Genomic DNA, 23,314 nt, shown 5'->3' on the forward strand with positions numbered 1-23,314 from the left:
GTTTGGAGGATGTTTTTTACTTTATTGTAAACCATGCCGTGTGTAATAATTGAATCGCTTTCGCAATTTCTTCCTCTGATAATATCGCAAACCCAAGTAAAACTACATTTTCAGGTGCAGTATCGTCTTTATAGTACGTAGACACAGGATATATTTTGATACTATGTTTCGCAGCTTCTTGAATTAATTCTTCTTCCCGCATTCCATTATGCACTTTTAATAAAATGTGTAATCCTGAATCTTCTCCTATCACTTCAACACGATTAGAGAAATACTTCTCTATTTCAAAAACAAGTCGATCTCTCTTCTTTCGGTAGACGACACGCATTTTATGAATATGTTTTTCCCAATAGCCTTCATTTAAAAATCTTCTAATCACTTCTTGGTCCATTCTTGAAACACTTTGTGTATAAAATAAATATTGCTGTTGATACTTTTTAATTAATTTCTTCGGCAACACCATATAGCTCATCCGTAGCGATGGTAATAATGCTTTAGATAGCGTCCCCATATAAATAACTTTCCCCTCTGTATCTAACCCTTGCAGCGCCGGTATAGGCTTTCCAGAATAGCGAAATTCACTATCATAATCATCTTCAATAATATACCTGCTCTCTTCTTTCTTGGCCCATTGTAAAAGCTGCATCCTTCTCGTAATAGGCATAATCATTCCATACGGAAACTGATGGGAAGGTGTAACAAATACAACATTCGCATTGCTATTTTCTAAATCTGCAATACAAATTCCATCTCTATCTAAAGATAACATTTGGACTCTTGCTTCTCCCTGTTCAAAAACAACCATCTTTCTATGATACCCTGGGTTTTCAACTGCATAATTGCTTCCCTTTAACAATTGAAACAATAGTTTCACTAATATTTGTGTTCCCGCTCCTAATACAATTTGACTAGCTGAACAACGTACACCTCTAGATTCATACAAATAATTCGTAATCTCTTCTCTTAAGCTCGCTTCTCCTTGAGGGTGTCCTAGAAAGAGAAGTTCGTTATTATGCGGCTGCCATATTTCATTTACAATTTTCCGATACATATTGAATGGAAAAGCATTTGTATCAATTCCTGTTTGTGTAAAATCAAATTTATAACTCTTCTCCTGAAACGGTACTTCTTCTATTCTATCTCCGCTATCCTCTATATGAACCATTTGCTCAATCTTGCATACAAAATAACCTTTTCTCGATATCGACTCAATATAACCTTCTGCAAGTAATTGTTCGTACGCTGCCTCTACTGTATTTTTACTTACTTGTAAATGTATCGCTAACTTTCGCTTAGCCGGTAATTTCGTAAAAGGGACAATCGATCCATCTTTAATTTCTTTTTTTATATACTCATACAATTGCACATACAATGCCTTTTTACTATTCATATTTAAATTAGGCGTTAATTCTAACATAATATCTGACCCCTTAATAAAACTAAAATCTGATACTTTTTACAGTACCAGAAGTTATATATAATTCCTTTTATCATGTCACACATAAAAAATCAAATACTGGAGAGGAGAAACATGATAATGAACAATGGTAGACGTATCGGACTCATTATGATTATTACAGGGGCTACATTATGGGGATTATCTGGTCCAATGATTCAGTGGCTATTTCAACATACTAATGTATCCTCAATTGATTTTTTAACAATTCGATTGTTGCTTGCAGGAATATTTATTTTGTCTTTCTTACTTATAAAGAAACAAAACATATTTCAAATTTGGAAACACCCTAGATATTCTATACAACTTATTATTTTCTCTATTCTCGGCATGCTCGGTGCGCAATACGCCTTTATCGAAACGGTTCATATTAGTAATGCAGTCACAGCAACGCTATTTCAATTTCTAGGTCCTGTTCTTATTACCATGTATGTTGCATTTGAACAAAGAAAATTCCCTGCTTCCATGCAACTATTCGCAATTATAGCCGCGCTAATAGGAACATACTTTATTATTACAAATGGCTCAATTGAAAATATTGTTTTATCCAAAGAAGCTATTATTTTTGGACTATTAACAGCAATCGGATTTGCATTTTATACCCTTCATCCGGCTTCTCTCATTAAAGAATGCGGGACAACTGTAGTAATTGGTTGGGGGATGTTAATCGGAGGAATTGCACTACTTATTTATAATCGTTCATTCGGGTGGAATCAATTTTCACAAACCCTTACACTAAAAACTTTTTCTATGCTTATTCTTATCATTATTAGTGGTACCCTTTCTTTCCTTCTATATATCGGTAGTCTTAAATATTTAGCAGCAACAGAAACAAGCATTTTATCTAGCATTGAACCCCTTGTAGCTGCCATCGTTTCAATCACTTGGCTAAATGAATCTTTTGGAACATATCAATTATTAGGCGGCGTATGTATCGTTCTGTCCGTTATTTTTTTGACGATGCCTCAAAAAGAAACCGAACCAACCTATACAACGGAACAAATATAAAATGAAACTTTAATTAGTGGGGACTATCTCCCACTAATTATTAACCTACACCAATCGGGCTTTTACGGGATAAAAATGTCAAAAGAGGTCGTACAAAACTTACGACCTCTTTTTATACTTTAAAGGAATTGTCCCGCCTTCTAGCAAATACAATTACACTAACAATAAAAACTAGGAGTGTGGCACCATGAAAAAAATCGGAACTATGCTACTTCTCTCCTTCCTCATCACTGGATGCACACAAACGCAACCGGATTCAAAAGAACAAAAAAAAGACGTAATAGCAACGTCATCCACTCAAGTGAACGCACCTTCCTTCTTTCACCTTAGTGTTTTAAAAGATGTAAATTGGGAAGAAACACCTTCTTTCGTAGAAGGAAAAATACCTTTAAAAGGCATCGAAGGTAAAGTCGCAATGGCTGATAGTCCTATTATCGCAAATGAACAAAATGAAATAATGTGGCACTTTCTAGATTCTGAAATACCAACTGGAAAATTGTCTATTATTGCGCTAAAACAAGGATCTGTAACTCCGACACAAGTACTCTTTCAAAAAGAAACTTCCAAACAAACTTGGACTACTTCAAATACAATCGATTCTACTACAAACGAACTCCCTCTCACTATGTCACTACCTTCATCTGGATTATGGTTATTAAATATATATGTGAATGAAAAATATTATGATCAGTTTGTAATCACTGCTGAGTAAAGTGACAAAAATAAACCACTTTCTTACAACAATGTAATTTCTACGTCATGTACTTCGATAGTTGAATTATCTCTCTTCTCTTATACTTAAAGTAAGAAATGAAACGAGGAGAGATGAGAGATGAAAAAAATGATAGAAGTGATCGTAGCAGTAACTGAGGTTTTAGTGAATGGTAAACAAGTTGCAATGGAATTAAATAAATAGTGAAGAAACATAAATAATTCTACACTTCTTCATTATTTTGATTTCTTATCTCAAAAAAGCAGTGCCTTTTAGGCACTGCTTTTCGCTATTAATAACGTGGTATTTTCGTAATTTGTGCCACGCCTGAATCAATAGCTGCTTTCGCTACTGCTTCTGCAACACTTGGAACAACTCTTTTATCTAATGGATTCGGGATTACATAATTCGCATTACGTTCTTCATCAGTAATGATGTTAGCGATCCCATATGCTGCCGCTAATTTCATCTCTTCTGTAATATCAGTTGCGCGCACATCTAACGCACCGCGGAATATTCCGGGAAACGCCAATACATTATTTACTTGATTCGCATAATCCGAGCGTCCAGTTCCTACTACAGCTGCCCCAGCCTCTAATGCATCCTCAGGGAAGATTTCTGGAATTGGATTCGCCATTGCAAACACAATTGCTTTCTCATTCATCGTCTGTACAAGTTCTTTCGTTAATACGTTAGGAGCAGATACGCCAATAAAAATATCAGCTTGGTGAATTGCTTCTTTTAACGTTCCACGCACATGTTCACGATTTGTCTTTTTTGAAACTTCAATTTGTGCTTCGTTCATCCATGTTTCACCTTCACAAACAATACCTTCTAGGCTAACTAACGTAATGTGCTTTGCACCAGCCTTTAATAATAATTTTCCAATTGCAATTCCTGCCGAACCCGCACCGTTAATAACGATTTTCACATTATCCATTTGTTTGCTAACAACTTTTAATGCATTAATAACAGCTGCTAAAACGACAATAGCTGTTCCATGTTGATCATCATGGAATACAGGAATATTCGTTTCTTCTTTTAATCGTTTTTCAATTTCAAAACAACGCGGTGCTGCAATATCTTCTAAATTAATCCCTGCAAATGTAGGCTCTAAATTTTTTACAAGGGTAACGATTTCATCTACATCCGTTGTGCCTAAACATAATGGGAAAGCATCTACATTCGCAAACTTCTTAAACAAAATACTTTTTCCTTCCATAACAGGCATAGCCGCTTTCGGTCCAATGTTTCCTAAACCGAGTACCGCTGTTCCATCTGAAACAACTGCCACCATATTGCCACGTGCTGTATAGTCATACACTGTTTCTTCATCTGCCGCAATTGCTTTACACGACTCCGCTACACCTGGTGTATACGTCAGGCTTAAATCATCCGCTGAATTTACCTCCACTTTACTTGTAATTTCAATTTTCCCTACTAATTCTTTATGCAATAACAATGATCTTTCATTAATTTGATTTGCTAACATACTTATAATCTCCCCTTAATTTGACAAGCTAGCTATATGAATATAGCTAGCTTGTTTGATCATGAAAACATTTTTAATAATATTGTCGCCGTTACAACCATTGCCGCCCCGCCTAAACGAGTTGAAATTTGCGCGAACGGCATTAATTCCATACGATTTGAAGCCGATAAAATAGCAACATCTCCAGTTCCGCCTAAACCGCTATGACATCCAGTTACAATCGCCGATTCAACTGGATACATCTTCATCACTTTCCCTACAAGAAAACCTGATGCTACCATTGTAAGAACAACCGATGCGCACACAACAACATATCCTACTGAAAGAACTGCTGCTACGTCTTTTAACGGAATATATAGCAATCCTAATCCAACCATTAAAGGCCAAGTTAAATTCTTCGAAATAAATTTATATAAATGGAATGCTCCTTGCTCCATTTTTGCTGGCATTAATTTAAAGTATTTCACAAGTGCTGCTGAAAAAATCATAATGATTGCCCCAGGAATACCGATGAACTTAGAAGCAAATCCTCCAAAGATGAAGAACGTACACGCAATTAATAAACCTGCTCCCATTAATGAGAAGTCAATTGGCTTCTCTGTATTTTGTTCTTTTAATAATTCTGCTTGATTGTCTGTTTTCACTAATACACCGTTACCACTAAGCTCCGGTTTCTTCTCACCTAAACGCTTCATATACCCTGCACTTACAATTGCGAACATATTTCCAATAATAGCTGCTGGAATAAGCTGTGATACAAACGTCGCTGATGATTCATTTAAAATATCACTATAAGCTAGCGACAATGGTAAAATCCCTTCCCCGATACCACCACTCACAATTGGTACGATGATAAAGAAGAATGTGTGCTTCATTTCAAATCCAAATAATGAACCGACCAATAACCCTACTGCTACAGAAGCTAACGTCCCTACTACTAAAGGAATAAACATACGAACGAAACCTTGTACTAACACTTTACGGTTCATTCCTAAAATACTTCCGACTACTAAACAAGAAATATATAAATATAAAAAGTTCGATTTTTTCATTAACATAGTCGCAGCTTCCATTGAAGCTGGATTCATCCAGTTAAAAAATACAAGTAATGATGGAATAAATAACGAAAGTATTGCTGGACCGCCGATATTTTTTAAAATTGGAATTCTCATCCCAATATCGCCTAAGAAAATCCCCATGATCATAATAACTGCAAATCCACCAATCATATCTGCTGGCAATTTATTATATACAGATGCCCCATAAATAATAGCAGCCAATACTACATATAACGGTAAAGGTATAACACCGATTTTTACATTCATAATTTTAGAAGCGAAAGATTCTCTTTGTACTTCATTTCCTTCAGAAAATGATACCGCTTCCACATTCTTTTGAATTCCCATATGGCACCCCCTCGTTTTCTTAATAACAATATTAAAACGCTTTCAATAGTAAAAATAGTTTTTGTAAGTTTTGTAATTGATTTTGTAATTAAAAAAAGTATAAGCGACTTATATTAAGTCGCTTATACGTAAAACTCTATTTTCTTTTGATCAACACATCTTAATTTACTTACAGGTCTGCCCACATGTTGGTACATCATTTCGTTTTCTAACACTCCAATGTCAGTCAAAAACATTACATATTTTCGAATAGAAACTCTTGAAATTCCAACTAATTGTGCCATTTCATCTGTTGTAAACACTCTTCCATTCAACGACTCGATCTTCTGCCAAATTAATTGCAACGTTTGCTTCGTTAACCCTTTCGGAAGCTCTTTCGTGACAGTAGGCTCCCTTTTTTCTTTTTGTAAAATTAACGAATCTAATTCCGATTGACTAATTTTTTGTTGTTCTTTCATGAAAGTAAGTTTTTCTCGATATATAGTTAATGCCTCTTTAAATCGTTCAAATGTAAATGGTTTAATTAAATAATCTACTACACCATATTGTAATGCTTTTTTAATACTTCCCATATCATGTACAGCTGAAATCATTATAATATCAATTTCTTTTTCTTGGTTCCGGATATACATTAAAAGCTCAAAACCAGTCTCTTCAGGCATAAAAATATCAAGTAATACTAAATCTACTCGTGATTTCTCTAATATTTCGATCGCCGGCTTTACTGAGTTAACTGCTTGAACAAGTTCAAATCCTCCTACTTGCTCTAAATAATGCGTATTTAGCATTGCTACCATCGGGTCATCTTCTACAATTAAAACTTTAATCATATTTGCCTCTCATCCCTACCTTTAGGTATTTCAATTGTTATCGTTGTTCCCTTACCTACTAATGAATGCATATGAATTTCCCCATTTATTCGCTGTATACTTTCTTTTACAAGATACAAACCATAACCGCGGTTATCTCCCTTTGTGGAATAACCTTTCGTAAATAATTGCTCTATTTCTTTTTCTTGTATACCTTTTCCCGTATCTTGTACTGTAATAGTTAGTATATCCCCATGTTGTATCTTAACTTCAACTCGCTTCTTTTCACAATTCGTAACTGCCTCTAATGCATTATCAATTAAATTTCCGACAATCGTAATAAGTTCATGAGTAATACTTTCATCATCTATTTCCGGCATATAAGAATCTTCACTTATAATTAATTTTATATTTTTCTCTCTAGCATAGCTGAGCTTACCTAGTAAAAAACCAGCAAATACTGGACTTTTTATTCTTTTCATAACTCCACCAATTTCATATTGATGCTCTGATACCATGCCGCTTATATACTTCTGTAATTCTTCATACTGCTTCATATGTGTAAGCCCTAATACGACATGCATCTTATTCATAAACTCATGAGATTGTGCCCGTAATGCTTCTGCATATAGTCTAATACCAGTTAGTTCCTCTGCTAGTTTTCTAATCTCTGTTTTATCACGAAATGTTGCAATTGCACCAACTATTTCTCCTTTTACATATAAAGGAACTCGATTCGTCACAATCGTAATTCCATAAATATTTTGTTCTTCGTTTAATTGTACTTCTCCCGTTTGCAATACTTCTTTTATACGTGAATTTGGCATATACAACTCAACATCTTTACCGATAAAATCTTCTTCAAGTCCGCTTTTTTTAAATAGACGTTTCGCTTCATTATTAATTAATGTTACTCTAGCCTCTTTATCTACAGCAATAATACCTTCCTTTACAGATTGTAGCATCGTATTTCTTTCTTCAAGAATTTTTGCTATCCTGTGCGGCTCAAGACCGAATAAACTTTTCTTTATATGTCTAGCTAGCAATATTGCTCCTATAATTCCGACTAATACACCAACTCCGACACCAATATAAATGATATGTCTACTTTCCTTAACTCTCTCTTTTACATTATCTGCTGAAATACCAACAGCCACAGCTCCAAGTTGTTCACCTGTTTCAGAAAATATTGGTACAAACACTCGCATGGAAATACCTAAAGTTCCTTCTGCTAACGATACATGTTCTTTTCCTTTCAATGCAGGCCCTTCATCTCCCCCAATAAAATGATGCCCTATTTTTTGAGGATTTGGATGTGACTTTCTTATTCCATTCATGTCCATAACTACAATAAACTGAACACCTGTGTTTTGTAATATTCTATTTGTATACGTTTGGATTGCAGAGGTATCTGCTTTCCCAACCAAACCATCGATTACAATCGAATCATTCGCCACAATGTGTGCAATTGTTTTTGCCTTCTCTGCTTGGCTATCCTCCGTCGTCCGTTCTACATTATGACTAATTAATATATCTGTCACAAGTAAAGAAAAAATTACAACTGTACAAACTAACAATGTAATCGTTTTCCATAAATTCCATAGTCTTTTTCTTTTTTTCATCCCGTTAATGACTCCCCTAATTGCTGAATAGAAAAATAAGTAAGGTGATATTATTTTCACCTTACTTATCTGCTGTTATTATACTTTAAATTTACTAGTCATCGCTTGTAGTTCTTCTGCCATCTCAGCTAAGTTTTGCGAAGCTGAACTAATTTCCTCCATGGAATTAACCTGTTCTTCTGTTGAAGCTGCAACACTTTGCATACTAGCTGTATTTTCTTCTGCAGCAGCTGCAATTTCATCAATAGCATTTGTCACTTCATTTGCATCTCCAGCAATTCTCTTCGTTGTTTCTACCATTTGATTAACTTGAGAAACAATATGTGTAGTAGAACTTAAAATTTCCGTAAAACTTACTTTCGTTTTTGTTACAACATCAAGGCCTTGTTGAACTTCTCCATTCACATTATCCATTGCCTTAACAGTATGTTCAATATCCGCCTTAATTTCTGCAATTAAATTTGCAATCTCTCCAGATGACTCTCCTGATTGCTCTGCTAATTTTCTAACCTCATCTGCTACAATAGCAAATCCTCGTCCCTGTTCACCTGCTCTTGCTGCTTCAATAGCCGCATTTAAAGCTAATAAGTTTGTTTGAGTTGCGATGTTTTGAATTGCTTCAGAAATAGCTCCTACTTGCTTTGATTTCTCATCAAGAAGTTTAATAATAGCATCTGACTCGGATACCGACCTAGAAATAGACTGCATTTGTTTTGCAGTTTGTTCAACTAAATCTTCTCCCTCTTCAGCTCTTTCTCGCGCATGTAATGAAGAAATAGAAATTGACTCTGCGCTTCCAGTTACATCTTGAATTGCTGTATTTACTTGTTGCAATGTAGCCGCACCTTCTTCAACACCTTGACTTTGTGATTCAGCCCCACCTGATACTTGTTCCATTGCAATTGTAATTTGATCTGTCGCATCATTTGCTTGCTGTACGCTCGCTGTTAACTCTTCTGCCGATGCTGCAACATGTTCTGCTGAAAAGCTAATTTGGGTAATAACATCTTGTAAAGACGTAGACATTTCATTAAATGAATTCCCTAATTTCCCTATGTCATCCTTGGAATGGATTGTAATTTTCTCTGTTAAATCTCCCTTACTAATTTTATATGCCGATTCAGCTATTTTTCGTAATGGCCTTGTAATAGACTTTGTAATGAAATAAATTAATATACTACCAAATGCAATAGCGATAGCAATGACAATCAAAGTCTTATAAAACACTGGACTGGCAGCTTGGGTAATTTCTTCATCGAACATAACACCAACTACTTTCCAGCCCGTTTTCTCATTTGTTGCAAAGATTAAATTCTTTTTATCATCTTGTTCTGTATAAGACACATTTCCTTGTTTATCTTCATAAATTGGTTTAATCCAAGGATCAGTAACTTTTGCACCTGGTTTTCTAGATGGATGACTAACAATTTGCTTATTTTGATCTAAAATAACTGCATAACCTTTTTCACCAATGTTAATCATTTTGGAAATTTTTAAGATGTTATCTAAATTTAAATTAATTCCTATAACACCTTTACCATCTTTTACTTCTTTCGCAATCGTCACTACCATATTTTTTGTAGATGCTGACTGATATGGCGCAGTAACAATTACTTTCCCTTTATTTTCATGTGCTTCTTTATACCAAGATCTATCTGTTGGATTATACCCATCAGCCATTTGAATAAATGGTTCTCTTATAAACTTTCCCGTCTCTGTTCCAATATAAATACCTTCTACTTCTGGATGAAGCTTTATATATTGTGCTAACTTCGTTCTTACTATTTCTTCTTGTCCATTTAGATATGTATCCTCTGTTAAGATGTCTGCAAAGTACGTCGCATCAACAAATTTCTCTTCTATATTTTGAGAAATAACAGTATTTAAAATCGAAATATTCTCCTTTGCCTTATCTGTCATTTGATGCTCAAAATTTGTTTTGGCAGTTTGATATGAAACACCACCGATAATAATTCCTGGTATAGTTAAAATAATAAAAAATGAAATGATTAATTTTTTATTGATACTCATACATTTAACCCAGTTAAATATTTTTTGCATAATAAGCCTCCTTTATGTAATGTGGATACTTGTGTCATTTTATACAATTAATATATATAAAACAATATATAATGATAACATGTAATTTTTTCGTCAATTATGCATTTTTGCATATTCACTCCTTATACGTATTTTAATCATAAAAATAAGAGAACTTTAGCATTATATATGCTAAAGTTCTCTTATTTCTTAACAGCTTCTACTCTATAAAACTTCTCTTATAATCCTCAAATGTTTTATCCTTCACCTTATAGTCATATTACTAAAAATCTTCGTCCTAATTTATTTAGCGCTCTTTACATAACTAATTGCCTGACTTCCCATTTGTACCCATGCCTGTTCAAAGGTTTCTCTCGGTACTTTTACATCTAAGCTATCCTCAAGTGGATCTCGAATATATACAGATTCCTGATCATACCCAATAAGTACAACACAATGTTCATTATACGTAATAGAAACATCTCCACTATTTGTTTCCCATGTAGTAAATTCAGCTTCATCTAATGGTGCAAATGTTGCATTTGTGATCATGACTACAGGTTGCCCTGCTTTTATACTCTTATAAATTTCTTCTATATTCTTCCCTGTTAAGTCTACAGCTTTATTAGGTAAATATTTTTCCGCTAACTGAAAAAGTGGCCCATGATATACACCATATCCCGATTCAGAAAATGTGTAAATATTACCTACAAATCCTTCATTCGGATTCCCGCGCACACCATCGTCTATAAAATCAACTTTTTTTATTTCATTTGCTAATGTCATCTTATCCACTGAAACACCAGCGTATTGTAACATCATCGCTAAGCTCGTCACTTCACAGCCTCTATCCAATTCTGGTAACTGCTGAATTAAGGGAACATTTGCTAAGATGACTTTTTCATCGTTATTACTAAACTCCGTTTCTTTTCCTCTTTGTATATTTGAGAATGTTAACTTCTCTACATACTTTGGAATTCCATTTGTATATACACTCCATATTGCTGCACCTAGTAAAGCTGTACATATATACCACTTCAATTTTCTTATCGCTTTCACACCCTTATTAATTCGTTAAATAAGAATAAAATGCGTCAGCATCCGTTCGTACCATCGGTACAAAATTTAGTTCTTTTCCTTTTTCAGGCTGATCTTTTTTTATCTTTTCCGCTAACTCTTGAATATTCATATTCATTTTATCCATATTAAGCTCATCTGCCATTTGTAGCACCTTTTGTTCATTAATTTCTCTTAATATTTGATATATATCTTTACCATACAAATCAATATGATGTTTTTTTGCTTCTTCTTGTACTTTTTGTTCGTACACTTCTTGTGCTAACTCTTCAATTTCTTTTCCTTTTTGAGAAATATCTAACTTTCCTGCTTCTTCTCTTACTTTCTTTCCGTAGATTTCTTCCGCGATGTCTTCGATTTCTTTTCCATCTGTCGAAATACCTAATTTATCTGCTTCATCTTTAATTTTAATCGCATTAATTTGAGTAATTAAATCTACAATTGATGTATTCTCTATAGATATACCTAGCTTTAACGCTTCTTGCTTTACTTTTGTTTCATAGATTTCTTCTGACAGCATCCCAACATCTTTTCCTTCAATCGATATGCCTAACTGCTCTGCTTCCCTTCCTACTTCTGTTTCATGAATTTCTTTTTCTAGTGTAATTTGTTCTTTTCCTTCCGTTTCAATACCTAGTTTCTCTGCTTTTTCTTCTGTATGCACTGCATGTATCTTACCATTGTTCAATTGTTCTTTACTGCGCTGCGTGTAATCTGTCTTTCCTTTTTGTGTTTCAGAAGGAGAGGCCCCCCCTAATATACTTAAACTCATTACTCCAATAGTGAATACCGTCATCATTTTCTTTTTCAAAATTAATTCCTCCCTCTTATACTTTCTTTCCCATCATTCCCCTAGTTTTTTTAATACTATACATACATCTCATCGCTGCTTGAGATAACATTATGATTGATAAACCCCACTCACATACACCTAATCTCTTCTTCATGTAACGAACTTTCTTTATGCCATACATAATATAAATAGTTTCTTAACTTTCCCTTAAAAAAAGACGACCTTGTAAAAACAAGGTCGTCTTCTTACTTATATTTTTTGATTTTTAGGGAAAATCACTTCAAAACAAGTGCCATCTCCCCATTTGCTCTCTACTGATATTTTTCCGTAATGCTTTTCTACAATCCAATTTGCGATTGAAAGACCTAATCCAGCTCCTTCTGACGTACTTCTTGCTTTATCCCCTTGATAAAAACGATCAAATAATTTCGGAATATCTTCTTCTTTCACTCCTATCCCGTCATCTTTCACCTGTATGCGAATTGAACTACTCGTTTGCGTGCAATCAATTTGAATATGCCCACCTTCGTTTGTATACTTCATCGCATTATCTAACAGTATGACCATCATTTGATGAATCCGCTCTCTATCCCCCATAAAAGATACACCACGTTCTACTTTTAGCATCATTTCTTTTTCTTGATAAGAAGCAATCTCTTTATATGGAGCTACTATTTCTTCTAACAATTTATCAAGTTCAAATATTTTCTTATCCATCTCAATTTGATTAGAATCAGAACGTGCTAGCAATAATAAATTACTAACGAGTTTCGATAACCGCCTACATTCTTTTGAAATTGTAGAAATATCCATCGCTTTTTCTTCTATCGTAGCGGATGGTGACTGGAATAAAACATCCGTTTTTGATTGAATAACTGCAAGTGGTGTCCTGAGTTCATGTGATGCATCAGAAACGAATTGTTGCTGTTTCTCCCATGAACTTTGAATAGGTACAAGTGCTCTACCAGCTAGGAAAAAGCCAATACCTATCGCACAGAGGCTTCCTATGCTACAACCTATAACGAGAATTAAAAATAAAGTATTTAACATTCCTTCTTCCGCTGTTATATCTCGCACGATTTGAACTATTTCTCCATCTTTTTGAAGCGAAAATGCTCTAAAATATCGTCCTTGTACTTCAATATCTTGTAACTCCTCTAATTTTTCGGGAGAAAAACTTTCCAAATTCTCTTCAAAAATAGAACGGAATTTACGGTTATCGCCCTCTATTTTCACTATTTTCCCATTCCAAGTTATTCTAGTTACTCGCGGATCTCCAATTTGGATATTCTCCATGCGTTTTCTTGGTGGTACTTTAACATCTAATTTTTCTCTATACTGAGCTATCATTTTTATAGATTGATCTACTTCACTATAAATACGCTTGTATGTGTACGAATAAATAATACTGCCTAATATACCTATTAATAGAATAAATACTAATGAGTTCACTATAGTCAAACGAATGCGTGTTTTTTGAAACATACTTCCTTTTTTCATTGTTCTTTTAATATATATCCAATACCTCGAACGGTTTGAATATCTTTCTGATAACCGAATGGCTCTAATTTTTTACGTAAATGATGCACATACACTTCTACAATCGCTACTGTCGTATCTGAATCAAATCCCCAAACACGATCAAAAATTTGTTCACGCATTAAAATCTTTCCGCTATTTTGAACAAGGTACTCTAGAAGCTCATATTGTTTTAATGATAACTTCATACCTTTTCCATCTACTTGAACATCTTTATCTTTTCCGAACAATTCAATGCCTTTATAGCGAATTGTTTGCTGCGTTGTTAAACTACCACTTCTGCGTAGTAAAGCACGAATTCTCGCTTTTAATTCAGGGGCCTGAAATGGCTTAACAATATAGTCATCTCCACCAAAGTCCAATCCCTTCACCCGATCTTCTAAAGAATCTCTCGCTGTCAAAAACAGGACTGGTGTTTCAATCTTTTCATCTCGTATTTTTTGAATCACTTCAAATCCGTCCATCCCTGGCATCATCACATCCAGCAAAATTGCATCATATATATTTTGAAGAGCTAAAAACAATCCATCTTCTCCATTTATTGCCGTATCTACTTCAAATTCATCACGTAAAATTTGTACGATAGACTCTAATAACGAAGCATTATCTTCTACTACAAGTAAACGCATGCTCTCACCTTCCATCAAATAGTTCAATTCTATTTATTATTACATTTCTTCTCTTCATAACAAAAGAATGTAGTTACATTACGTAATTTCATTTTTAACTATTTCCTTCTAAAATTTTGAAGTTTTATTATAAAAACTTTGTCTTAAATTTAGCTTAATAAAAAATTGAAAGAAATAAGATTCCTCTTATCTCTTTCAATTTTTTATTACATATACCTTTTTACTCGGCAACTCTAAACAATTTAGCTGACCGCCATACACAGCCCCGCCATCAATCCCAATAATACGATTACTACCAAAATACACTCCGCAATCCTCACTACCATGAAGCGTTTTTGTTTCCGTATGCCCAAATACAATAACCTTTTCACCGCTATATCCATTATGAAATTCATTACGGATCCACATTAATGTATATGGTTCAGATTCAGAAACTCGTTTCATCGGTTCAACCCCAGCATGTACAAATATATACTCTTCTGTTTCAATGTAATGATCTAATTCTTGAATAAACTTTATATGTTCCTCTAATACACGAGAGTGTAAAATCGGTTTTTGGAAGTCTTTCTCATTAACCGCAATATCTTCTTCTACAAATCCATAGCTATATAATGTCTTATCTCCACCATTTCTTTTTACCCAATGGTTCCATGAACGTTCCTCATTTGTCGTTAACGCCTTAATCATCATATCTTCATGATTTCCTTTTAAAATGAGTGCTCCATCTTTTTTCAATTCTCTTACCTTTTCAATTACAGCACGCGCATTTGGACCACGATCTACATAATCTCCCAGTAAGATTAATTGATCCTGTTTCGCATCATATTGAGCTTCTTCCAATAAATGTTCGAACTTTTCTATCTCTCCATGAATATCACTAATAACAAGAATTCTTTTCATATTATCCCCCCTCTTTCTAATTATAGTTCAAAACGACAGAAAGTTCAGAATTGAAATCCCGCATTAACGGGCAGTAAGCCCCCCACTGATTACAGTTTCACTTTATTACAAACTAAACTATTATCCTTACAACAATGTAAGTCTCTTGTCATCCAATTCGATAGTTGTAATTACTGTATTTCCTTATACTGAGAGTAAGAAATGAAACAAAAAATAAGGAGAGATGAGAGATGAAAAAAGTAATGGAAGTTGTAGTAGCGGTAGTAGAGGTTTTCGTAAATGGTAAACAAGTCGCAATGGAGTTAAATAAATAATGAAAAGGACAACATTCACTCTAGACCCTTTACTCATATAAAAGAGATAAGACTTCATCATTTCTTTGATCCCTTATCTCCCTATAAAGAAAGCCGTATCCCTTTTAAGGATACGGCTTTCTCTTATTTTTGACTCGTACGAGCTGAAATGCTAATTGCTCTATCTGTTGCTTTGGCAGCTTCATCTAACGCTTCTTTACTATTCTTCCCGTCATACATCGCTTCTAATGCATTTACAACTGCATCTCGTGATTCTGGGAATACACTAATTAAAGCCCCTTGTGTTGCTGGAGATTGCTTCGTCGCTTGCAATTGATCTACTGTTACTTTCAACTGTGGATATTTTTCATATTGCTCTTTTACTAATGGCTCATTATATGCATCTGGATTAATTGAGAAATAACCTGTTGCAGTATGCCATTTTGCTTGTACGTCTGGCTTCGTTAAATATTTCATAAAGTCCCAAGCACCTTGTTGCGTTTCTTCTGAAACCATATTCGTCATCCATAATGATGCTCCACCAATAACAACACCATTTTGTTTCGAATCCTCAGGATACGGAATATATGAAACACCTACATTAAACTTAGATGCATCGATTAAATCACGAACACCTGCTGAAGAATCTAAATACATAGCAACTTGTCCAGATTGGAACGCGGCACGAATATCATCCCAACTTGCTCCATACTTTCCAAGTGCGCCAGCTTTATTTAAATCATCTAACATTCCAAATACTTTCTGTCCTTCTTTACCGTTAAATACCGCCTTCTTTGCAGCATCTTTACGGCCGTTTTCGTTATCTACATATAAAGCACCTTGTGTCGCTAACAATTCTTCAAAGAACCAACCGTAGTTAAGCATGGAGAATCCATATTGTTTTACATTTCCGCCTTCTTTAATCGTTAACTTTTTCGCTGCTTCTTGTAATTCCGCATATGTTTTTGGAGCTTTCTCTGGATCTAAGCCCGCCTTTGCAAAAGCATCTTTATTATAAATTAATACTGGTGTAGATGAATTAAATGGCATAGAATACATTTTTCCATCAACTGAATAATAATTTGTAATTGCTTTTTCTAATTTTGACGTATCGTACTTATCTTTTTTTATCCAGCTATCAATTGGTGTGATTTTTTTGCTATCAATCATATATTTCGTTGTAATTTCACTCGATTGAACAAGAGCTGGCGCTTCTTTCGTTGCAGACATCGTTCTAAATTTCGTTAAAGACTCTTCATATGTCCCTTGGAACTCTGCCTTTATCTCATATTTATTTTGCGACTTATTATAGTCTGCAACAAGACCATCTAATACTCCTTGTGTTTTTCCACCCATCGCATGCCAGAAGCGAATTACAGTTTTATCACCATTTTTTTCAACTGGTGCTACTTTTGCCTGTACTTCAGGTTTTCCCTCTGTTTTACTATTTGAACAAGCTGCACTAGATAATGCCATTGTTGCTACCATTAATAGAGCAGCACCTTTTTTAACTAGACTCATTTAAATCTCACCTTCTCTTAGTTATTTAATTGCACCTTTTGTTAATCCTTGTTGTAATTGCTTTTGCCCTAAAAATAGTAAAATCAATGTTGGAATAACGATAACCGTAACACCGGCCATTACGCTTCCCCAATCAGTTGCAACTTCTTGAGACTGAAGCTGCTTTACACCGATTTGCACTGTTCTTACTTTTTCATCAGTGGTCACTAAAAGTGGCCATAAATACATATTCCATGTTGTTAAAAAGCTATATACTCCAAGCGTAATAAAACTCGTTTTACAATACGGTATTACAACGCTGAATAAAAATCTTATATTTCCAATCCCTTCAATAAAAGCAGCTTCTTTCAGTTCATTCGGGAGTGTCATAAAATGTTGACGTAACAAGAAAATACCGAAAGCTGTTGCAAAAAACGGCACTGTCATCCCGGCAAAACTATTGATCCAGCCAAAGTTTTGAATCGTTAAAAAGTTAGGCACCATCGTTGCTTCCCACGGAATAAGCATCGTTGAAATAAACAGGAAGAAAATTAAGTTTCTCCCTTTAAACTGAAGAAAAACAAAAGCATAAGCTGCTAAACTTGATACGATAAGTTGTCCAATCATAACGACTGTCGATACAATTAAACTGTTATATAAGTATGTAAAAAGCGGTACTTTTTGAAAAATATTAATGAAATTATCAAAAGTAAACTGGGTCGGAAATAACCTTCTCATTTGAATATCGTCTGGTGTCATAAAGCTTATTAAAAATGCATACAGTACAGGAAAAAATACCATCACTGCACTAATAATGAGTAGCATGTATAATAGGAAATTTTGTTTCCACTGTTTAACAATCATTTATAATGCACCTTTCTCTCAGCAAACTTAAATTGAAGTAATGTAGCAACGAAAATGAAAACAAATAATACCATCGCTTGTGCACTTGCTGTTCCAAATTGATGATTCACAAACGCCTCTTTGTAAATCGAGTACACAATTAAATTCGTTGCATCATTTGGTCCACCGTGCGTTAAAATATCAATTTGTCCAAAGCTTTGGAACGCACTAATTAATGTTACTGTTACAATAAAGAATAAAGTTGGTGATAGCATCGGTAATGTAACACGGCGAAGCTTATATAAATAACTAGCACCATCTATAGATGCACTCTCATATAAAGACGTATCAATATTTTGTAAACCACCTAATATAACTAAAAATGCAAAACCTGTATTCACCCAAACTGTTGTAACTGATACAGAGAATAGTGCCCAGTCCGGACTCGTTAACCATGCGATTGCAGGAAGGTTCATAGAGGCTAATATATTATTAAATAATCCTACACTTGGATGAAATAAAAATAGCCAAATCACTGCACTAGCAGCTACTGATATTCCCATCGTCGAAGAAAACAGAACTCGGAATAACCCAATACCTCTTACCTTTCCATTTGCAATCAATGCAAGAAACAAAGCAAATATAATACTCGTAGGAACTGTATATAAAACAAATAATAAAGTTGATTTTATACTTTTGTAGAAGGCTGGATCAGAGAATAAATATTGATAATTTTCTAAGCCAACGAAAAGATTAGCTTCTCCATGTATATCGGTTAAATAAAAACTATAATAAATCGTCCTAAACAATGGATAGAACAGAAAAATCGAAAATAGCAAAATAGATGGCGCCAAAAACAATAATCCTATTCTTAAATCTTTCGTTCTCTCCCATAATTTTTTCTTTTTTGACACCTTTGTTTGAACTGGTAACTTACTTACTTCGATCATTATTTCGCCACCACTTTCAACTCTTCTTCACCTACCACTTTTAAGCGTTCATTCGTGTTTTCGTTAAAGAAGCATAACTTTTCTTGCGAGAATAATAATTTTACTTTGTCACCTTTGTTCAGGAGTAACTGTCCGATAACTTTCGCACTCCAAGTTGTTCCATTTACCGCAAAGTTCAATATAGATTCATTCCCTAATACTTCTACAGATTGCAACGTCACTTCTTGTCCCTCCTCAGACATTGCAATATGCTCAGGGCGCATGCCTATGCGAATTGTTCCTTCTGGTAATTGCTTTAACTGTCTAATAGATAATGGAATTTGCAATTGTCCTATATGTAATACACCTTTTTCTTTATTTACTTCCCCATCATTTATATTCATAGAAGGAGAACCTATAAAGCTTGCAACAAATTCGTTTGCTGGTTCGTTATATATGTTAAGTGGTGTTCCAACTTGCTGTATACTTCCTTTATTTAAAACCATGATACGATCACCCATAGTCATCGCTTCTATTTGATCGTGGGTAACGTAAATCATCGTAATTCCTAATCGCTGCTGAATTTCTCTAATTTCAATTCTCATTTGCGCACGTAATTTCGCATCCAAATTCGAAAGTGGTTCATCCATTAAACAGATTGGCGCTTGACTCACAATTGCCCTGGCAAGTGCAACACGCTGTCTTTGTCCGCCTGATAATTGGCCTGGTTTCATTTTCACATACTCTTTCAGTCCTACCATTTCAATAGCTTCCATTAATCGCTTTTGTCGCTCTTCTTTTTGTACTTTTCTTACCTTAAGTCCAAATAAAATATTTTCTTCTACAGATAAGTGTGGATATAATGCATAATTTTGAAATACCATTGATAGATTACGGTCTTTCGGCTCTAGATCATTTGCAACACGTTCATTAATAATTAAATCTCCTGAAGAAATCTCTTCTAAGCCAGCGATCATTCGTAATAATGTGCTTTTCCCGCATCCCGAAGGTCCAACTAAAACAAAAAATTCACCCTTCTTAATATGAACCGATACGCCTTTAACCGCTGTCTCTTCTGCATTTTTATATACCTTTGAAACATTTTTCAATTCAATCACAAGGTTGCACTCCTTTTTTCTTCTTGTATCCATACTTCATAATGACTTGTTGAAATCGCACTTGCTCCTGCACGAATTGCAATTTCCGCATCTTCTCGCGTTTGAATCAGCCCTCCTGCAATAATAGGAAACTCTATTTCCTCTACTAGCTGCTTAATAATAGAAGGCATAATCCCCGGCATAATCTCTACTGCATTTGGTTTAGTCGTTTTACAATTTTCAATTGATTTAGTAAGAGATAAAGTATCTACAATAAAAATACGTTGAATTGTTTTCAATCCAATTTTATTAGCATTTCGAATTGTTGAACCCTTTGTTGAAATAATACCTTGTGCCCCGATAACATCTTGAATATACAAAAGCGCTTCCTCTGTATTCGTATTTAAGCCTTGTATAAAATCACAATGAAGAAATACATCATGTCCATGTTTCTGCAATTCATATACACGCTCTGGTAATTCCAGCATTGAACCAGTCATAAGAAAAACTGTTTTCGGCAATTTTTTGTATGCTTTGTATCCTTTCCAATCCTTTATCATCGCAATATAAGGTTCTTTAAACATTTATTCCACCTAACTGTTCTATTTTTCTCCAAACTAAAAACACCTACTTACATAGAACGCCTTTCTCCTTATTTGAACTCTAGGGAATAGAGCACACCTAAGAAAGTGGCACATTATATGTAAGTGGGTGTTCTCAAATGTTCTCTACCCTAGTTATTTTGTTACCTTTACTATATTACGCATTTATTAAGTCAGTTTTGATAGATTGTTAATTAGGTGTTAATCGAATGTTAATATTCACCATATCATTATTTACATTAATCTAGATATTAAAATATAAATAAATAGAACGAAACAATACTTAAAATTCAATCAAAAGGTTGCCTCCTTATTTACTCCATTTACCCTCCATTCATAATCTATTTTTCATGTTCAAAATAAAAATCCCATTCAAATACACATTACTGAATCCATCATACTAACTGATTTCTTCATTCTGTCTATCTAAATGGGATTATTTTTCGTTTTTTACTCTACTGGTTGTTGTGGCTGTACTACTTCATTCGCTCCAGCTACCCTCAACATATTTACAATATCTTTAAAACCTCTTTTTTCAGCGTATTGCAGTGGCGTCAGATGTTCCTTGTTAGCCATGTTTACATCTGCACCGTGATCAATAAGTAATTGAATTACTTTCTTATGGTTTTCACTACCATTTCCTAATACAATTGCTTCTAATAACGCTGTTCCACCACGTTCATTTTTATAATTCACATCAATATCTGTATGCCCTAATAATTCTTTAACAACCTCTACATGGCCACGCTCAGATGCAGAAATAAGTGCTGTCCCACCTGACCTAGTCGTTTCTTTCGTATTAACTCCTGCATTAATTAATACTTTTACAATATCCGTATATCCTTCTCTACTTGCATAAAGAAGTGGATTACTTTTTTTCTCATCTTTAATTTCAATATTAGCACCTGCACCAATTAATGCTTTAACTGTCTCTACATGATTTTGGTACGTCGCTGCAAGGACAGGCGTTTCTCCGTTGTCACCTTCTACGTTTATATTCGCTCCATCCTGAATCAACTTCATAGCTGTCTCTGTGTCTCCAAGAGTAGCTGAAAGTAACAACTGTTTGTCCATTAAATTTATACTTTTCTCTTCTTTAGATTCTTCCTGTTCTTTATGCTTCTCTTTTTTCTTCTCATTTTTCACATGAACCGGTTTCGATTCTGGTTCTTCTTGCTTATCGCAAGCCACTACCGTCATTAAAAGTCCTAATAAAATACATAATAAAATTTTTTGTTTTCTCACAACTACAGCTCCTATGAAAGATAATGTTTTCTTAACCATTCCTCCATCACATACAATAACTCTTCTTGAGTACATTTATCCATAAGCCCTTTAGATTCCTTCTTTAATCGGATTATCTTAAGCTTATACTATGTTTCTCAACCTATTGAAATGATACGCCTGATGGCCCCATCATTAACATTATGAAGCAATTAGTTTAGCACGTTTTTACCGCATTTGTATACATTTCTAAAAAGTACATAAATGATTGCTTTAGGTTACTATATTCCATTGTAACCGTTCTGCTAAAAATTTTACACCTTTTCTATATTTGCACCTGAGTAATAATAGAAAAAGACAACTACATAGTTGTCTTTTTCTATTAATGATGTCCACCATGATTTCCTGCTTTCGGTTTCCCCATCATCTCTTTATTCATTTCCCATTTATGCTCTGCTAGCTCTTTATACGAAAGAACTTTCCCCTTATAGTTAGATACAAAGCTCTCTGCATCTTTTTTATTTTTAAATGAAATGACATTATAAGCCATCGGTGTCGTTATTGTTTTATCATATACGTAAGTAGCGTCTTCTAACGAAATCCAATCTTTCGAATCATAATCTCGGACAAATTTCTCTTTCGTCTTTTCATCTGAGTTGATCTCCATCCATTTATACATACAACCGATATCATCAAACTTTAACGCTTTTCCATTTTCTAAAATAATTTCTGTTGCAAATTGATTATCTGTTACCCCAATTTGGCAAATATCACATTTATCATGTTTCTCATCAATGGCAACAGCTGCTGTTTCCTTTTTCCCACACCCGACTACCGTAAATACGAAACATAAACATATAGCAAGTACGACATATTTTACTTTCATCAATATTCCTCCCTAGAAACCGTATACTCCACGAAAAGAATACCAAAAGGTTGTGTGAGATTTGTGAAAAAACAATGTGCTTTTTGTAATATAGGAAACAAAAAAAGATGTGTAGTTATTTCTACACATCTCTCATCACTCACAACCTGTAATTAACAAATCATCTTCTAATTTAACTAATAATGTATCCGCACTAATTTCCTGTCCAACTTCTACATTTACCAATCTTATATTTCCACTAATCCCGACTGCAATTTTTTTAAGCTCACCGTCATTTTTTCGGATCATCAGTAATTTTTCCCATTCATATACGTAAGAAGATTCATTAATAAAAATCTCCTCTACTTTTCCTTCATAAGAGCTATAAATCTCTTCAATTCTCGTTTTCATATAACATCTACTCCCTATTTCACACTTCACTATTTTCATCTTATTCTACCATTCTTACGAGAAGCAG

21 protein-coding genes and 1 pseudogene are annotated in these 23,314 nt (G+C 34.3%); 2 read left to right on the top strand and 20 right to left on the bottom strand.

Annotation, left to right across the window (positions count from 1 at the left end):
- Window positions 1–16: 16 nt before the first annotated feature.
- Complete coding sequence (pdxR, locus tag DN401_RS10915; protein ID WP_000891876.1) at window positions 17–1,417, bottom strand: MocR-like pyridoxine biosynthesis transcription factor PdxR; 1,401 nt, start codon at window positions 1,415–1,417, stop codon at window positions 17–19.
- 120 nt (window positions 1,418–1,537) lie between these two features.
- On the opposite strand from pdxR, the gene DN401_RS10920 reads away from it, so the two are divergent.
- Both DN401_RS10920 and DN401_RS10925 read left to right on the top strand, forming a co-directional pair.
- Window positions 1,538–2,464 carry a DMT family transporter gene (locus tag DN401_RS10920; protein ID WP_001059054.1) on the top strand — a complete coding sequence of 309 codons (927 nt, stop codon included), beginning with the start codon at window positions 1,538–1,540 and terminating at the stop codon, window positions 2,462–2,464.
- Window positions 2,465–2,651: 187 nt separating this feature from the next.
- Window positions 2,652–3,176, top strand: coding sequence for a DUF4871 domain-containing protein (locus tag DN401_RS10925; protein ID WP_000719691.1), 525 nt, complete (start codon window positions 2,652–2,654; stop codon window positions 3,174–3,176).
- 292 nt (window positions 3,177–3,468) lie between these two features.
- Here the strand turns inward: DN401_RS10925 and DN401_RS10930 are convergent, their stop codons facing one another.
- From DN401_RS10930 to DN401_RS11015, 19 genes and pseudogenes are all read right to left on the bottom strand, one after another.
- A complete protein-coding gene (locus tag DN401_RS10930) occupies window positions 3,469–4,668 on the bottom strand; it encodes an NAD(P)-dependent malic enzyme (protein ID WP_000880780.1) in 1,200 nt (399 codons plus the stop codon).
- 59 nt (window positions 4,669–4,727) lie between these two features.
- Window positions 4,728–6,074 carry a 2-hydroxycarboxylate transporter family protein gene (locus DN401_RS10935; protein WP_000512722.1) on the bottom strand — a complete coding sequence of 449 codons (1,347 nt, stop codon included), beginning with the start codon at window positions 6,072–6,074 and terminating at the stop codon, window positions 4,728–4,730.
- A gap of 122 nt (window positions 6,075–6,196) precedes the next feature.
- Window positions 6,197–6,904 carry a response regulator gene (locus DN401_RS10940; protein WP_149287674.1) on the bottom strand — a complete coding sequence of 236 codons (708 nt, stop codon included), beginning with the start codon at window positions 6,902–6,904 and terminating at the stop codon, window positions 6,197–6,199.
- Window positions 6,901–8,505 (bottom strand): sensor histidine kinase, encoded by a 1,605-nt coding sequence (locus DN401_RS10945; protein ID WP_000746421.1) that lies wholly within the window; start codon window positions 8,503–8,505, stop codon window positions 6,901–6,903. Before DN401_RS10945 ends, DN401_RS10940 begins: the two co-directional genes overlap by 4 nt.
- A 78-nt stretch (window positions 8,506–8,583) precedes the next feature.
- The gene (locus DN401_RS30570) at window positions 8,584–9,531 is read right to left on the bottom strand and encodes a methyl-accepting chemotaxis protein (RefSeq protein WP_433846465.1); all 948 of its coding nucleotides are present in this window, start codon (window positions 9,529–9,531) and stop codon (window positions 8,584–8,586) included.
- A pseudogene (locus DN401_RS30575) lies at window positions 9,523–10,566 on the bottom strand (HAMP domain-containing protein); the annotation flags it as partial. The pseudogene DN401_RS30575 and the gene DN401_RS30570, both read right to left, overlap by 9 nt.
- Window positions 10,567–10,848: 282 nt before the next feature.
- Window positions 10,849–11,604, bottom strand: coding sequence for a C39 family peptidase (locus DN401_RS10955; RefSeq protein WP_033689701.1), 756 nt, complete (start codon window positions 11,602–11,604; stop codon window positions 10,849–10,851).
- A 7-nt stretch (window positions 11,605–11,611) separates the two neighbouring features.
- Window positions 11,612–12,433 (bottom strand): hypothetical protein, encoded by an 822-nt coding sequence (locus tag DN401_RS10960; RefSeq protein ID WP_000728585.1) that lies wholly within the window; start codon window positions 12,431–12,433, stop codon window positions 11,612–11,614.
- Window positions 12,434–12,664: 231 nt separating this feature from the next.
- Window positions 12,665–13,915: a sensor histidine kinase gene (locus DN401_RS10965; protein WP_000715835.1), complete on the bottom strand. Its 1,251-nt coding sequence runs from the start codon at window positions 13,913–13,915 to the stop codon at window positions 12,665–12,667.
- Window positions 13,912–14,583, bottom strand: a complete 672-nt coding sequence (locus DN401_RS10970) for a response regulator transcription factor (RefSeq protein ID WP_001238621.1) — start codon at window positions 14,581–14,583, stop codon at window positions 13,912–13,914. Before DN401_RS10970 ends, DN401_RS10965 begins: the two co-directional genes overlap by 4 nt.
- Before the next feature lie 195 nt (window positions 14,584–14,778).
- A complete protein-coding gene (locus tag DN401_RS10975; protein WP_000821949.1) occupies window positions 14,779–15,483 on the bottom strand; it encodes a metallophosphoesterase family protein in 705 nt (234 codons plus the stop codon).
- 437 nt (window positions 15,484–15,920) lie between these two features.
- The gene (locus DN401_RS10980) at window positions 15,921–17,297 is read right to left on the bottom strand and encodes an ABC transporter substrate-binding protein (protein ID WP_000060610.1); all 1,377 of its coding nucleotides are present in this window, start codon (window positions 17,295–17,297) and stop codon (window positions 15,921–15,923) included.
- Between the two features lie 21 nt (window positions 17,298–17,318).
- Window positions 17,319–18,140, bottom strand: a complete 822-nt coding sequence (locus DN401_RS10985) for a carbohydrate ABC transporter permease (RefSeq protein WP_000635946.1) — start codon at window positions 18,138–18,140, stop codon at window positions 17,319–17,321.
- Window positions 18,137–19,069, bottom strand: a complete 933-nt coding sequence (locus tag DN401_RS10990; RefSeq protein WP_000573797.1) for a carbohydrate ABC transporter permease — start codon at window positions 19,067–19,069, stop codon at window positions 18,137–18,139. The genes DN401_RS10985 and DN401_RS10990 overlap by 4 nt, the downstream gene beginning before the upstream one ends.
- On the bottom strand, window positions 19,069–20,166 hold the full coding sequence (locus DN401_RS10995) for an ABC transporter ATP-binding protein (protein WP_000571392.1): 1,098 nt from the start codon (window positions 20,164–20,166) through the stop codon (window positions 19,069–19,071). Before DN401_RS10995 ends, DN401_RS10990 begins: the two co-directional genes overlap by 1 nt.
- On the bottom strand, window positions 20,163–20,729 hold the full coding sequence (locus DN401_RS11000; RefSeq protein WP_000472003.1) for a glycerol-3-phosphate responsive antiterminator: 567 nt from the start codon (window positions 20,727–20,729) through the stop codon (window positions 20,163–20,165). Before DN401_RS11000 ends, DN401_RS10995 begins: the two co-directional genes overlap by 4 nt.
- Before the next feature lie 468 nt (window positions 20,730–21,197).
- On the bottom strand, window positions 21,198–22,067 hold the full coding sequence (locus tag DN401_RS11005) for an ankyrin repeat domain-containing protein (RefSeq protein ID WP_000287339.1): 870 nt from the start codon (window positions 22,065–22,067) through the stop codon (window positions 21,198–21,200).
- 286 nt (window positions 22,068–22,353) lie between these two features.
- The gene (locus DN401_RS11010; protein ID WP_000865665.1) at window positions 22,354–22,857 is read right to left on the bottom strand and encodes a nitrous oxide reductase accessory protein NosL; all 504 of its coding nucleotides are present in this window, start codon (window positions 22,855–22,857) and stop codon (window positions 22,354–22,356) included.
- A 135-nt stretch (window positions 22,858–22,992) separates the two neighbouring features.
- Entirely contained in the window at window positions 22,993–23,247 is a 255-nt protein-coding gene (locus DN401_RS11015; RefSeq protein WP_000857376.1) for a hypothetical protein, read from the bottom strand.
- Window positions 23,248–23,314 lie beyond the last annotated feature (67 nt).

It is taken from the genome of Bacillus sp. BF2-3 (genome assembly GCF_008368795.1).
Classification (GTDB): Bacteria; Bacillota; Bacilli; order Bacillales; family Bacillaceae_G; genus Bacillus_A; species Bacillus_A cereus.